This window comes from Mesorhizobium sp. WSM4807 (genome assembly GCF_055811615.1).
This window is the reverse complement of record NZ_JBVVQY010000011.1, coordinates 121,353-135,064: the sequence shown is the minus strand read 5'-3', so window position 1 is coordinate 135,064 and position 13,712 is coordinate 121,353. Positions and strand designations below refer to the sequence as shown.

Here is a 13,712-nt window from a genome sequence, read left to right as displayed (position 1 = left end):
CAGATCTGGCGGATTCAGCCGATTTGCCTCCTTTCGATTTTTCCGCGGTTTGACGCAAATCTTACGCCGTTACATAGATTTCACCAGCTTCCACCGTGACCGGGAATGTTCGGGCACGTACGCCCGGATCGACCAGGGCCGCACCGGTTTTTATGTCGAATTCCCAGCCGTGCCAGGCGCAGCGCACGATCTCGTTCTCGCGGTGATAGATGAATTGCGCTTGGTCGACCGGCGCCGTGGTTCCGCATTGCGGTCCCTCGCAAAGCGGAGCGCCGCGGTGCGGACAAACGTTCAGCAAGGCATGGAATGAATCTCCGATGCGGAAAACCCCGACTGAAAGGCTGCGGATTTTGGCGATGTAGGGAGTTCCGGTCTCGATTTCGTCGACGCGGCAAATGTATGTCTTCTCAGCCATGGTTTGCTCCCGTCACGCGGCATTCGCCGCTTGCGTGCGGGGAATGCGTTTATAGACCTCGAGCGCATTCAATCCCATGATCTTGCTTTTCCAGGCGGGCGGGATGTGTAGCGTGTTGGCATCGTCATAATCCCAATGCGGGTAGTCGGAGGCAAACATCAGCGTGTTCTCGCCGTCCATTGCTTCGAGAGTGGACCAGAGATGCTGAACGTTCGCGGGCTGCTCCAGTGGTTGCGTGGAGAAGCGGATGTTGCGCCGGCAATACTCGGAGGGCAGCATCTTCAGCCACGGCGTTTCCTTGCGCAGCGCTTTGTAGTCTGCGTCCAGGCGCCACAATACCGACGGAACCCAAGCCACGCCGCACTCGATGATCACAAAATACAGATCCGGCCATTTCTCGAAAACGCCATGCGCGATCATGCTCGCAACATGCGCCAAGGCCGACATGTGAAGAATTGCGTGCGTCTCCCAGAAAAAGGTCGTCGGAGCCGGCGCGACCGCGTTCCAGTTGATGCCGCCATGGCCGCCCAGGTGAATCGCAAATGGTAGCCCGACTTCGGCGCAGGCCTCGAAAATGGGATGGTAAAAGGGATCGCCGTAGGGTTTGACCGAGCCTTGGGAGGCTAGAACCTGGACCATACGGGGGTGGTTGCCGAGGCGGCGGATCTCGGCTGCTGCGAGCTTCGGATCCTGCGGCGCGATGATGATCGAACCCATGAAGCGGCTGTCTTTGGGAAGCCACTCGGCGATTTGATAGTCGTTATAGGCGCTGACCAGCGCGCCAGCGTAATATGGGTTTGCCAGCGTGGAAGCCTCTATCGGCTCGTCGCCGGTGAGGATGGCGGCCCCGACATTATATTTGTCGAGATGCTTTTCCTTCATGATGAGATAATTGTCGGCTTCGGTCTCTGGCCTGACATCCTTGCGGGAAAAGTCCTGCGGGTGAAACCAGGGACGGTGCCCGTGTGGGAAGGCGCCTCTCGGACCAGTTTTCTCGCCTTCCATGAACATGTCTTTCCAGACGCCGGAAAGGTAGGGCTCGAGCACCGTCGCGCTCGACCAGTAATTGTGACAATCGCAATCGACTATGAACACCCTATCCAACTCCCTGGCGTGGCAGGCCGGCTAACCGAGCCGGCTTCTTCAACTGCAGCTTCCGCCTTGGGAATTATTTGATCAAGCTTGTGATTTGGGGTAATACGATCGGATTTTTCGATTGCGAGGCGACATGCAGCTGGATCACATCGAGACCTTTCTCGACATCATGGAATCGCGAAATTTTAACCGCACTGCGGATCGTTTGGGCGTAACGCAGTCAACAGTCAGCGCCCGCATCAGGAACCTGGAGCAGGCCATCGGTTCGGAGCTCTTCCTGCGAGGACGCGCCGGCGCCGAACCGACCGCGGCGGGGCGGCGTTTCGAAGCCTATGCGCGCGCCATGCTCTCGACATGGTCACAGGCCCGCCATGACGTGCGGGCATTTAACCGGTTCGAAGGCACCTTGCGCGTCGCTGCCCAGGTCGGGATGACGCGCTCGATATTGCCAGGTTGGGTGGAGACGTTGTTCCAAGTGCTGCCAAAATCGTCAATTCACGTGGAATCCGACTATTCACCGCAAATGATTTCCGATTTGAGCTTGGGAAACCTCGATATTGCTGTGGTCTACGCGCCCCGATACCTGCCTGAAATCTCCTACGATCCTCTTATGGTCGAAGAATACGTGATGGTGTCTACGTCTGCCAGGATCCTGTCGGAGGTCAACCCGGATACGTATATCCGGCCAGGCTACACGGTCGCGCTTGAAAAAGCCCACGCCGTGGCGCTACCGGAATTGGCGATAGGCCGCCTTTCGATGGGCTCGGAAACGCTCGCCGAAGCGATGCTGCGGCGCATGGGTGGCTCTTGCTATATGCGCAGTGACGACGCTCGGCGATATACCGCCGAGCGGCCGTCTTTTGTGGTCGAGGGTGCGCCCGCGCTTCAGCAGCCCGTTCACACCGCTATTTTGGCGCGCCGCAAGCACGAGCCGATCATCCGTAGAGGGATTCGCGCGCTCCATCTGGCCGTTATGTCCATGGAAAGTTAGATCGAAATACCCGATTGTAAAGGGGACATCTGCCGCTTTTTTTAAAGCATCCCGGCTGCCATCCTGGCCAGGTCAAGCAGAGTCAAATGATGAACGCGCACGCTTCCTTTTCGACCACCGATTTCGCTCCGGCGATGCGTCAACGGCAATGGGCGGAGAGCGCAAGACAGTTCGTGCGCTGCCGACGCGTCATCGATGACACGTCCGATGTCAGGACATTCGTTTTTTCGGCCGCTTCTGGCCACATGTTCAGCTTCAGTGCAGGCCAGTATTTAGTCCTGCACCTGACGATCGACGGCACCCGAGTAACAAGATCGTACTCGGTGTCGTCTCCGCCGACTCGACCGCTCGACCTGCAGATCACGGTGAAGCGGGTGAAGGGCGGGCTTGTTTCCAACTGGCTTCACGACAATCTCCGGCCGGGCCACGACATTGAAATCGAAGGGCCGGTCGGACGTTTCAACTTCGACGATCTGCCATCCGAGAAGCCGCTTTTCCTTTCGGGCGGCAGCGGCATCACTCCCGTTATGTCGATGCTGCGGGCGCTAACCGACCGGGCATCTGGTCATGACATCCGTTTCATTCACTGCGCTCGGACGGCGAACGACATCGCTTTCCGCTCCGAGTTGGAGGCGCTCGCCGCGCGATTCTCCAATGTCGATGTAAGCTTCATCTGCAGTCAGGAAGGTTCGGCGTGGCAGGGCCCTATGGGTCGGATCGACGGCCCCATGCTCTTGCGGCTGGCTCCCGACCTTCACCAGCGCACGTCTTACGTTTGCGGCCCCGAGCCGTTTATGCAGACGGTTCGGGCCTGTGTCGCGGAGATCGGCATCGCACCCTCGCAGTACCACGAGGAAAGTTTCGGCGGCGCCGTGGGCAATTCCATGCCTCCTCAATCGGCTGCCGCTGGCCCAACTTGTGTCCGTTTCGCCCGGTCTGGCGTGGAGCACCTGTGTGCGCCTGGAGAGACTCTGCTCGATGCGGCGCGCAATAGCGGCCTCTACATCCCTACCGCATGCCAGCAGGGCATTTGCGGAACCTGTCGGACGGTCAAGCTCTCAGGTGACGTCGTGATCGACGACCTTGGAGGACTCAGCCTTGAAGAGAAGGCGGCTGGTTATGTGCTGGCTTGCTGCAGCCGGCCGCAAGGCACCGTTTGCCTCGATCTCTGACCTCATTGCGAATTGATGGCCAAGCCCGGCGCTGCGGGCATGCCGGTGGCTCACATGATTGGATAAACGGCGCGCGCACTCATGAGTCGGTTCCGGCAACCTGCGCTTGGCCGCTGGATCCTTTGAATGTCGGCTTTCGGGCGGCATCGTGCGGCGGGAATGGTCGGATTGGGTCAGATCACGTCGGTACCCGCGGGGGGCCTGAAGGGCCGCTTGTTATAATCCGAGCCTCAAAGCTGCCAGTCAGCAGCGCGCATTTTGCAGCCAAGTGGAATCACTTGGCGTCGCAGAAATGCGGCTAAGACAAATAGATGGAGATGCCCAGTTCAATTTGAACGTATCCCGCTCTAGTCGGGACGGCGATAGGCCAGAACCTCGGTCGGCTTGCTCAGGCTCTGCAAGGAGCCAGGTGCCGCGCCGCCGATCCAGCCCAGCACCGACCGGGCGAGCTCGGCGCCGGCCAGCCGGAAGTTCTCGTTGACGACCAGCAATTCCCTGCGGAACAGGTGCAGCAGGTCGGACGACTGCTTGGACACCACGTCGACGTCCCGGCCGAGCTTGAGGCCGGCGTCCTCGATGCCGGCAACGATCGCGAGTGTCGCGGCAGCGGCACTGCTGACGAAACCGTCCGGCCTGACGCCGCGGCGCATCAGCTGCGCGGTCCTCATCCTGATCTGCTCGATCGAATGGTCGACCGAAACGGTGTTGAACGGGATTTCGCTGGCGCCGACCTCGCTCAGCGCATCGGTGAAGCCGTTCAGCGTATGACTGTGGTAGGTCAGCTCGACTGGAGGCGCCAGCAGAGCCAGCCTGCGGCGGCCGATGCCGGCCAGATGGCGTACAGCCTCGGTCGCGAACGCGTAATTGTCGAAATCATGATAGGGATGGATCAGCCCCATATCGGTGCGGCCATGCGTGGCAAAGGGGATACCACGCTCCAGCATGTAACGGGCCCTGGAGTCATTCGGCTGAGTGCGCGAAATGATGACGCCGTCGGCGGAGCCGGTTTCCACCAGATAGCGTATCGGGTCCAGGGGGTCCTGCGAACGTGAGTAGGGCGTCACGATCAGGTGATAGGGTGTGTCGGCGATGACTTCCGAGACGCCGTAGATGATGTCCGAGACAAAGCTCATGATCTCGCGCTCGGTGTTGAGCACGAGACTGATGACGCTGGTCTTGCCGGTCCGCAGGCGCACACCGGCACGGTTCGGCCGGTAGCCAATCTGCTTAGCGACGAGCTGGACGCGTCGCCTGGTCTCGGCGCCGATTTCAGGCGCGTCCTTCAACGCCCGCGACACGGTGGTGACGCCCAGCCCGGTCATGAAGGCAAGCGTCTTCAGCGTCGGCCGGCCCCGTCCCGACGCCTCGTCGTCCTTTTCCGTCTGATCTCTGTCCATTCATCCCGCCCGTCAGGCGCATAGCAGTTGTCGTGCAGGCCGGCAATCGGCGGATTGCGGCTCGCCCGCGACTCTCCGCCTGATGAACACCTTATATACTGAAACGTTACAGATTGTCACTTGCCATCGCATAGCGGTTGGTGACAGGTATCCTGCACGAGCGACGCTCCATTCGACGCAAAGTCGTTGGGACGTCGGCAAGGGATTGCCTGCGGAGCAGGATTTTGCCGGATTTCGTTAATTGCAACCGTCATTTTTGCGGTGCAACCTACCTTGCTGCGGTGCAATGGAAGGCAGTTGCGCGGGCAGATTTGTTCGCAGCTCGAAAAAATGTTGAACCGCTGCTATTCGGGGTTGCGCGCCTCCCGCAATTGCCTTATCGAAAATCTGTAACGTTTCAGATTCTGGGAGGAGCCGAAATGCGATACCAATTCATCACCGCTGCGTTGGCGGTGACAACCGCGCTGTCATTCGCCGGCCCGGCGGCAGCGACGGATCTGGAAGTCACCCATTGGTGGACTTCGGGCGGCGAGGCGGCGGCGGTCGCCGAATTCGCCAAGGCGTTCGACGCGACAGGTAATCATTGGGTCGACGGCGCTATCGCCGGCTCCGGCGGCACGGCGCGGCCGATCATGATCAGCCGCATCACTGGCGGCGATCCCATGGGCGCCACCCAGTTCAACCACGGCCGGCAAGCGGAAGAATTGGTGCAGGCCGGTCTGATGCGCGACTTGACCGATCTCGCCACCAGGGACAAGTGGGCGGAAATCGTACAGCCGAAGAGCCTGCTCGACGGCTGTACCCTCAACGGCAAGATCTATTGCGTGCCGGTCAACATTCACTCCTGGCAGTGGCTGTGGCTGTCGAACGCGGCATTCGAAAAGGCCGGTGTGCCGGTGCCGAAGAATTGGAATGAATATGTCGCAGCCGCGCCTGCGCTGGAGAAGGCAGGCATCATACCGCTCGCGGTCGGCGGGCAGCCTTGGCAATCCTCCGGGGCCTTCGACGTGCTGCTTACGGCGGTCGGCGGCACGGACACTTTCTTGAAGGTCTATCGCGACAAGGACGCGGAATTCGCCGCCGGACCCGAGGTCGCCAAGGTGTTCAAGGCCGCGGACGATGCCCGCAAGATGGCGAAGAACACCAATGTGCAGGACTGGAACCAGGCCACCAATCTCGTCATCTCCGGCAAGGCCGGCGGCCAGATCATGGGCGACTGGGCGCAGGGCGAGTTCCAGGTTGCCGGCCAGACCGCCGGCAAGGACTACACGTGTCTTCCCGGCCTTGGCCTGAACGAGGTCATCGCTACCGGCGGCGACGCCTTCTACTTCCCGCTGCTACAGGACGCTGAAAAGTCCAAGGCGCAGGAAGCGCTGGCCGAAGCGCTGCTCGATCCCAAGACGCAGGTCGCCTTCAACCTCAAGAAGGGTTCGCTGCCGGTGCGCGGCGATATCGACCTCAAGGCGGCGAACGACTGCATGAAGAAAGGGCTCGACATCCTGGCCAAGGGCAGCGTCATGCCCTGGACGGACCAGCTGCTGTCACAGGACACCCAAAAGCAGAAGGAGGACCTTTTCTCCGAGTTCTTCGCCAAGCCGGACATGACCGTGGAAGAGGCGCAAAAGCGCTTCGCCGACATCGTCGCCTCAGCGGACTGACGATCGACGAACCGCTCGCTCCCGGCCCGCGACCGCGGGGCCGGGAGCTCCGGGTCTAGTCTTGACCCGCCCGCCCTTACCCGATCCAGCCCGGCTGTGCAGATGAGCAAGAGCGAACGCCCCAACCAACTCTTCCGCAACCTTAATGCCAAGGTTGCCTCTATTCCGATGGTCCTCACCGCGCTGGTGATCTTCGTCGGCGGCAGCGCGTGGACGGTGCTCTATTCCTTCACCAATTCGAAGCTCCTGCCGCGGCTGAACTTCGTTGGGCTCGACCAGTATTATCGGCTGTGGTCGACGCCGCGTTGGCTGGTCTCGATCGAGAACCTCCTGGTCTACGGCGTGCTGTCGCTGGTGTTCTCTCTGGTCATCGGCTTCGTGCTGGCGGCGCTGCTCGACCAGAAGATCCGCTTCGAGGATACGTTCCGCACTATTTTCCTCTACCCTTTTGCGCTCTCCTTCATCGTCACCGGTCTTGTCTGGCAGTGGCTGCTCAACCCGGAGTTCGGAATCCAGGGGGTGGTGCGCGGCCTCGGTTGGGAAAGCTTCAATTTCGATCCGCTCTACAATTCCAACATCGTCATCTACGGCATATTGATCGCCGCGCTCTGGCAGGGCACCGGGCTCATCATGTGCCTGATGCTGGCCGGCCTGCGCGGCATCGACGAGGATATCTGGAAGGCCGCGCGGGTGGACGGGATACCGACCTTGAAGACCTATCTCTTCATCATCATCCCGATGATGCGGCCGGTCTTCATCACCGCGCTGGTCATCATCGCTGCCGGTATCGTCAAGGTCTATGACCTGGTTGTCGCCCAGACCAGCGGCGGTCCCGGCATCGCCTCCGAAGTGCCGGCCAAATATGTCTATGACTACATGTTCTTCGCCCAGAACCTCGGCCAGGGCTTCGCCGCCTCGACCATGATGCTGCTGTCGGTGGTGGTCGTCATCGTGCCGTGGGCTTACCTCGAATTCGGAGGCAAGAAGCATGGCTGACCTTGCCGTTTCCCTGCCTGCCGGTACGGGTTCTAACGGGCTTGAGGCATCCGGGCCGCGAGGGCCGAAGCCGCGGCATGTGTTCTCGCGCCGCAACATCTTCCTCTATGGCACGCTCATCGTGGTGGCGCTGTATTATCTGCTGCCGCTCTATGTGATGGTGGTGACATCGCTCAAGGGCATGCCGGAGATACGCCTCGGCAATATCTTCTCACCGCCGCTCGAGATCACCTTTGAGCCTTGGGTGAAGGCCTGGTCCAGCGCCTGCACCGGCCTCAACTGCGACGGGCTCTCGCGCGGCTTCTGGAATTCGGTGCGCATCACCGTTCCGTCGGTCATCCTGTCGATCGCGATCGCTTCGGTGAACGGGTATGCGCTTGCCAACTGGCGCTTCAAGGGGGCCGACACTTTCTTCGTGATCCTGATCGTCGGCGCCTTCATCCCCTATCAGGTGATGATCTATCCGATTGTCATCATCCTGCGCGAAGTCGGCCTCTATGGCAGCCTGAGCGGCCTGGTGATCGTCCATTCCATTTTCGGCATGCCGATCCTGACTCTGTTGTTCCGCAACTATTTCTCTTCCATGCCGGAGGAACTGTTCCGGGCGGCGCGCGTTGACGGCGCCGGCTTCTGGGGCATCTATTTCCGTATCATGCTGCCGATGTCGCTGCCGATCTTCGTCGTCGCCATCATCCTGCAGGTGACCGGTATCTGGAACGACTTCCTGTTCGGCGTCGTCTACACCCGCCCCGACACCTATCCGATGACGGTGCAGCTCAACAACATCGTCAACTCGGTGCAAGGCGTGAAGGAATACAACGTCAACATGGCCGCCACCATCCTGACCGGCCTCGTACCGCTCGTCGTCTACTTCGTTTCCGGCAAGCTTTTCGTGCGTGGCATCGCCGCCGGCGCGGTGAAAGGATGATGATGACAAGACTCGAAAATCCCAGCGTTTCGATCCAGGACCTGTCGCTGAATTTCGGCGCAATTTCGGTGCTGGAAACGCTCAACATCGATGTCGCCGAGGGCGAGTTCATCGTGCTGCTCGGGCCGTCCGGCTGCGGCAAGTCGACCTTGCTCAACTGCATCGCCGGCCTACTCGACGTTTCGGACGGCCGCATCTTCATCAAGGGCAAGAACGTCACCTGGGAGGAGCCCAAGGACCGTGGCATCGGCATGGTGTTCCAGTCCTATGCGCTCTACCCGCAGATGACTGTCGAGAAGAACCTGTCCTTCGGGCTGCGCGTTGCCGGTATTCCCAGGGACGAGATCGCCAAGCGCATCGCGCGGGCCGCCGAGATCCTGCAGATCGAGCCGCTGCTGCAGCGCAAGCCGTCGGCGCTTTCGGGCGGCCAGCGCCAACGTGTGGCGATCGGGCGGGCGCTGGTGCGCGACGTCGACGTCTTCCTGTTCGACGAGCCGCTTTCCAATCTCGACGCCAAGCTGCGCGCCGAGCTGCGTGTCGAAATCAAGCTGCTGCACAGCAAGCTACAGAACACCATGATCTATGTCACCCACGACCAGATCGAGGCGATGACGCTGGCCGACCGCATCGCGGTGATGAAGGGCGGCGTCATCCAGCAGCTCGACGCACCGCAGACCATCTACAACCGCCCGGTCAACCGTTTCGTCGCCGGCTTCCTCGGCTCGCCGGCGATGAATTTCCTCGACGGCCGGCTGGAGAAAAATGATGGCAACTGGCACTTCGTCGCCGAGGAAGTGCGGATCCCGCTTGCCACCTACGCTTTCGAAAAGGAGCCCGTGCCGGGAGCGGCGGTGTTCGGTATCCGGCCCGAGCATGTCGCGTTCAACAGCGACGCTGGATGGCTGTTCACAGCCACGGCAAATGTCGTGGTCGTCGAACCCATGGGGTCCGACACGCTGGTCTGGCTGAAGCTCGGAAATCAGAACTTCACCGTGCGGGTGACATCTGAGCGCACGCCAAACAACGCCGACAGGGTGAGCATCGGTTTTGACCCGATGCGCGCTTCGCTGTTCGACGCCGCAACCGGCGCCCGCCTGTAACCCCCAAGAATTTCACCTCAAGCCCATCCATCCCCAGAGAACGGACAGAGACGATGAACTGGTCATTCCAACTTTACAGCGCCCGCAATTTCCAACCTTGGGAAGGGGTGCTCAAGATGCTGGGCGAGCTCGGCTACGCGCAAGTCGAAGGGTTCGGCGGCGTCTATGGCGACCCCAAGGCATTTCGTGCCGAACTCGACAAGAACGGGCTGGCCATGCCGACCGGCCATTTCTCGATCGACGCGCTCGAGAACGATTTCGACGGCGTGCGCAAAATCGCCGACGCACTCGGCATCACTCTGCTCATCTGCCCCTATCTGGTCGCCGAGAGCAGGCCGACCGACGCGGCCGGCTGGCGCGGCTTCGGCGCACGCCTGGCCAAGGTCGGCGAGACGGCTGAGAAAGCCGGCTACGGCTTTGCCTGGCACAATCATGACTTCGAGTTCAAGACGCTTGCCGACGGCTCGGTGCCGCAAGACCACATCCTGGCGGCAGCGCCCGACATCGGCTGGGAGATGGACGTCGCCTGGGTGGTGCGCGGCGGCGACGATCCGCTGCCCTGGATCGAGAAGTATGGCAAACGCATTGCCGCCGTCCATGTCAAGGACATTGCCAAACCCGGCGAGGGTCTCGACGAGGACGGCTGGTCGGATGTCGGCCATGGCACGATCGACTGGGCCGGACTGATCCAGGCGCTGCGCACCAAGAGCGCCGCCAAATACTACGTCATGGAACAGGACAACCCCAACGATATCGAGCGCTTCGCCCGCCGCTCGATCGCAGCCGCCAAGACCTATTAGGAGCAAACCAGCATGGCAAGAAAACTTGGGGTCGGCGTCATCGGCTGCGGCAATATCTCGAAAGCGTATTTCTCGTTTGCGCCGCTGTTTCGCGGCATCGAGATGCGCGCCTGTGCGGATATCAACATGGATGCAGCCAAGGCGCGGGCGAAGGAGTTCAAGCTGCGCGCCGAGACAGTCGAAGGACTGCTCAAGGCTGACGATATCGACATCATCGTCAACCTCACCGTTCCGGCGGTGCATTACGAGGTGTCGAAACAGATCCTCGATGCCGGCAAGCACGTCTATTCGGAAAAGCCGTTCGTTCTGTCGGTCAAGGAAGGGCTCGACCTGAAGAAGCTGGCGGAGAGAGAGGGACTGCGCATCGGCTCGGCGCCCGATACTTTCCTCGGTGGCGCGCACCAGCTTGTCCGCAACCTGATCGACAGTGGCAAGCTCGGCAAGATCACAAGCGGCACATGCCACGTGATGAACCATGGGATGGAGCATTGGCACCCCAATCCGGACTTCTTCTTCCAGCCTGGCGCTGGGCCGGTGCTCGACATCGGACCCTACTATATCACCAACCTGATCCAGCTGATCGGGCCGGTGAAGCAGGTGGCAGCCTTCGCTTCGATCCCGAAGACAGAACGTACCATCAGTTCGAAGCCGCGCGCCGGCGAAAAAGTCCTGGTCGCCACGCCGACGACGATCCACGGCGTGATGGAGTTCGAGAATGGCGCCGTGGTGACGCTCAATACCAGCTGGGACGTGTGGAGCCATGGCCATGCGCCGATGGAACTCTACGGCGAGTTGGGCACGGTGTTTTTGCCGGATCCGAATTTCTTCGGCGGTGACGTTCGCATCACCGATGCCGCCAAGCCGGTCAAGAAGCTGCCGAAGTGGAAGCATCCGTTCGGCATGGCCAACCAGATGCATTCGCACGGCATGATGGCCAACTATCGCACCGCCGGTCTCGCCGACATGGCACTAGCGATCACGGAAGGCCGGCCGCATCGGTGCTCGATGGAACTTGCGCTGCATGCCGTGGATGTGATGACCGGCATGTTGCGGTCGGGCGCGAGCGGAAAGTTCGTTGCCATGCAGACCACCTGCGAACGGCCTGCGGCCCTGGGCGTCAAGGATGCGGAAGGGCTGTTGGCGAAGAAGAAACAGCTCTTGGCAAAGAAGAAGTAGCATAAGCGCTCCAGTGATTGCGACACGTGCTGTTTTCCGTCGACCCCTCTCCCCATGAAAATGGGGAGAGGCTAAGGGTGAGGGCAGAGCCGACTCACCCTTTTCGCGGTAGCAGCTGCCGGGCTCGCTTTTGCTTTGAGGATCTCCCATGCCGTATGTGCCCGCCGAAAACCGCTACGAGAAAATGATCTACAATCGCTGCGGGCGATCCGGCCTGAAATTGCCGGCGATCTCGCTCGGACTCTGGCACAATTTCGGCGGCGACACGCCGCACCGGACCAAGCAGGCGATCGCGCGCAAGGCCTTCGATCTCGGCATCACGCATTTCGACCTCGCCAACAATTACGGTCCACCGCCCGGTTCGGCGGAGACGGCTTTCGGCGAAATCCTGCGGACGGATTTCTCCTCCTATCGTGACGAGCTGATCATCTCGACCAAGGCCGGTTATGAGATGTGGGCCGGACCCTATGGCGAATGGGGCGGGCGCAAATATGTGCTGGCCAGCCTCGACCAGAGCCTGAAGCGGATGGGGCTCGACTATGTCGACATCTTCTATTCGCACCGCTTCGATCCTGATACTCCGCTGGAAGAAACGATGGGCGCGCTCGATCACGCGGTGCGCTCGGGTAAGGCGCTTTATGCCGGCATCTCCTCCTACAATTCGCAGCGCACGCGCGAGGCCGCCGACATTTTGAAGCAGCTCGGCACGCCTTGCATCATCCATCAGCCGAGCTATTCGATGCTCAACCGCTGGGTCGAGGACGATGGTCTGCTCGACACGCTGGAGGGGCTCGGCGTCGGCTCGATCGTGTTCACGCCGCTGGCGCAAGGCATGCTGACCGACAAATATCTCGGCGGCATCCCGGAGGGCAGCCGCGCCAGCCAAGGCAAGTCGCTGAGGCCGGCCTTCATCAACGACAAGACCATCGCCAACATCAAGGCGCTGAACGCGATTGCCGGCCGACGCGGGCAGACGCTGGCGCAGATGGCGCTGGCCTGGGTGCTGCGCAAGGGCCGGGTGACCTCGGCGCTGATCGGCGCCAGCCGGCCGGAACAGGTCGAGGATTGCGTCGGCGCGCTGAAGGCGCTCGACTTCAGCGATGCCGAGCTCGCCGATATCGACACCTACGCGCGCGAAGCCGACATCAATCTGTGGGCCGCCTCCGCCGAGCGCAAGGGTCCGCCACGGAAGTGATTGGCAGCGCATAGCCGAACAGGTACGGCGGGAACTGCTCCCGCCGTTTTTTTACTCGGCCGCCAATGTCTGCTTCGAAATTTGGGCCTGCCCGGAGTTGGCCGGCTTCTGGGCCATGCCGACACAGAAACAGTAGCAAAAAGGCCCGTTCGTCGCTATCTGGATAGGACTGGAGCCGCTTGCATGCGGAAATGACGTGCAACCGGCGCAATACGGGTTGGAAACAGGATCATGGCGGCAAGGGATGTGCTGACGAAAAACCAGCTGTGCGTGCTTGAGAAACTCGAGGCCGCCAGCGGGCCGCTCAGCGCCTATACATTGCTCGACCAGCTTCGCGATCGGGGTTTTCGAGCACCGCTGCAAGTCTATCGCGCGCTCGACACGCTGGTGAAGTCCGGCTTCGTGCACAGGCTCGAAAGCCTCAATTCCTTTGTCGCCTGCGCCGAGCCGCACGACCACAGTCATTCGATGACCGCCTTTGCCATCTGCGACACATGCGGGCAGGTGACCGAATTTTCCGACCATGATGTCGGACACCGGCTCGACGAATGGGTGCGCTCGACCGGCTTCGCCGCCAAGAAGGCGGTGATCGAGTTCCGCGGCACCTGTGCCAAATGCCTGGCCGAGGCGGCTTAGCTCTTCGTCATCCTAGGGCGGAGCGACGCAAAGCGGAGCGAAGACCCTAGGATCCATTCCGTTACGTTTCCGGCACTTGCAGCGCCGCAGAAAAATTCTCCGCCGCCGCTGCGCTTTGGCGTCACGGCATAGATCCCAGGGTCTGCGCCGCGT

The 13,712-nt window shown here is 61.0% G+C and carries 13 protein-coding genes; 10 read left to right on the top strand and 3 right to left on the bottom strand.

The window, feature by feature from the left end:
* Positions 1-61: 61 nt before the first annotated feature.
* Both AC0L3N_RS16870 and AC0L3N_RS16865 read right to left on the bottom strand, forming a co-directional pair.
* A complete protein-coding gene (locus tag AC0L3N_RS16870; RefSeq protein WP_023797723.1) occupies positions 62-415 on the bottom strand; it encodes a Rieske (2Fe-2S) protein in 354 nt (117 codons plus the stop codon).
* Between the two features lie 12 nt (positions 416-427).
* Positions 428-1,510, bottom strand: coding sequence for an amidohydrolase family protein (locus AC0L3N_RS16865; RefSeq protein ID WP_473548657.1), 1,083 nt, complete (start codon positions 1,508-1,510; stop codon positions 428-430).
* Between the two features lie 133 nt (positions 1,511-1,643).
* On the opposite strand from AC0L3N_RS16865, the gene AC0L3N_RS16860 reads away from it, so the two are divergent.
* Together AC0L3N_RS16860 and AC0L3N_RS16855 are read left to right on the top strand one after the other, a co-directional pair.
* Positions 1,644-2,501, top strand: a complete 858-nt coding sequence (locus AC0L3N_RS16860) for a LysR family transcriptional regulator (protein ID WP_236375494.1) — start codon at positions 1,644-1,646, stop codon at positions 2,499-2,501.
* Between the two features lie 86 nt (positions 2,502-2,587).
* A complete protein-coding gene (locus tag AC0L3N_RS16855) occupies positions 2,588-3,673 on the top strand; it encodes an FAD-binding oxidoreductase (protein WP_236375488.1) in 1,086 nt (361 codons plus the stop codon).
* Between the two features lie 347 nt (positions 3,674-4,020).
* Here the strand turns inward: AC0L3N_RS16855 and AC0L3N_RS16850 are convergent, their stop codons facing one another.
* On the bottom strand, positions 4,021-5,070 hold the full coding sequence (locus AC0L3N_RS16850) for a LacI family DNA-binding transcriptional regulator (RefSeq protein ID WP_473548656.1): 1,050 nt from the start codon (positions 5,068-5,070) through the stop codon (positions 4,021-4,023).
* Between the two features lie 419 nt (positions 5,071-5,489).
* On the opposite strand from AC0L3N_RS16850, the gene AC0L3N_RS16845 reads away from it, so the two are divergent.
* From AC0L3N_RS16845 to AC0L3N_RS16810, 8 genes are all read left to right on the top strand, one after another.
* Positions 5,490-6,728: an ABC transporter substrate-binding protein gene (locus AC0L3N_RS16845; protein WP_473548655.1), complete on the top strand. Its 1,239-nt coding sequence runs from the start codon at positions 5,490-5,492 to the stop codon at positions 6,726-6,728.
* Between the two features lie 102 nt (positions 6,729-6,830).
* A complete protein-coding gene (locus tag AC0L3N_RS16840; protein ID WP_473548653.1) occupies positions 6,831-7,724 on the top strand; it encodes a carbohydrate ABC transporter permease in 894 nt (297 codons plus the stop codon).
* Positions 7,717-8,652, top strand: coding sequence for a carbohydrate ABC transporter permease (locus AC0L3N_RS16835; RefSeq protein ID WP_473548652.1), 936 nt, complete (start codon positions 7,717-7,719; stop codon positions 8,650-8,652). Before AC0L3N_RS16840 ends, AC0L3N_RS16835 begins: the two co-directional genes overlap by 8 nt.
* A gap of 2 nt (positions 8,653-8,654) precedes the next feature.
* Positions 8,655-9,752 carry an ABC transporter ATP-binding protein gene (locus AC0L3N_RS16830; protein ID WP_473548650.1) on the top strand — a complete coding sequence of 366 codons (1,098 nt, stop codon included), beginning with the start codon at positions 8,655-8,657 and terminating at the stop codon, positions 9,750-9,752.
* A gap of 53 nt (positions 9,753-9,805) precedes the next feature.
* The gene (locus tag AC0L3N_RS16825; RefSeq protein ID WP_473548649.1) at positions 9,806-10,552 is read left to right on the top strand and encodes a sugar phosphate isomerase/epimerase family protein; all 747 of its coding nucleotides are present in this window, start codon (positions 9,806-9,808) and stop codon (positions 10,550-10,552) included.
* A 12-nt stretch (positions 10,553-10,564) separates the two neighbouring features.
* On the top strand, positions 10,565-11,728 hold the full coding sequence (locus AC0L3N_RS16820; protein ID WP_473548648.1) for a Gfo/Idh/MocA family protein: 1,164 nt from the start codon (positions 10,565-10,567) through the stop codon (positions 11,726-11,728).
* 148 nt (positions 11,729-11,876) lie between these two features.
* Positions 11,877-12,923: an L-glyceraldehyde 3-phosphate reductase gene (mgrA, locus tag AC0L3N_RS16815; RefSeq protein ID WP_473548647.1), complete on the top strand. Its 1,047-nt coding sequence runs from the start codon at positions 11,877-11,879 to the stop codon at positions 12,921-12,923.
* Positions 12,924-13,154: 231 nt separating this feature from the next.
* The gene (locus AC0L3N_RS16810) at positions 13,155-13,559 is read left to right on the top strand and encodes a Fur family transcriptional regulator (RefSeq protein WP_023797411.1); all 405 of its coding nucleotides are present in this window, start codon (positions 13,155-13,157) and stop codon (positions 13,557-13,559) included.
* Positions 13,560-13,712: the final 153 nt, after the last annotated feature.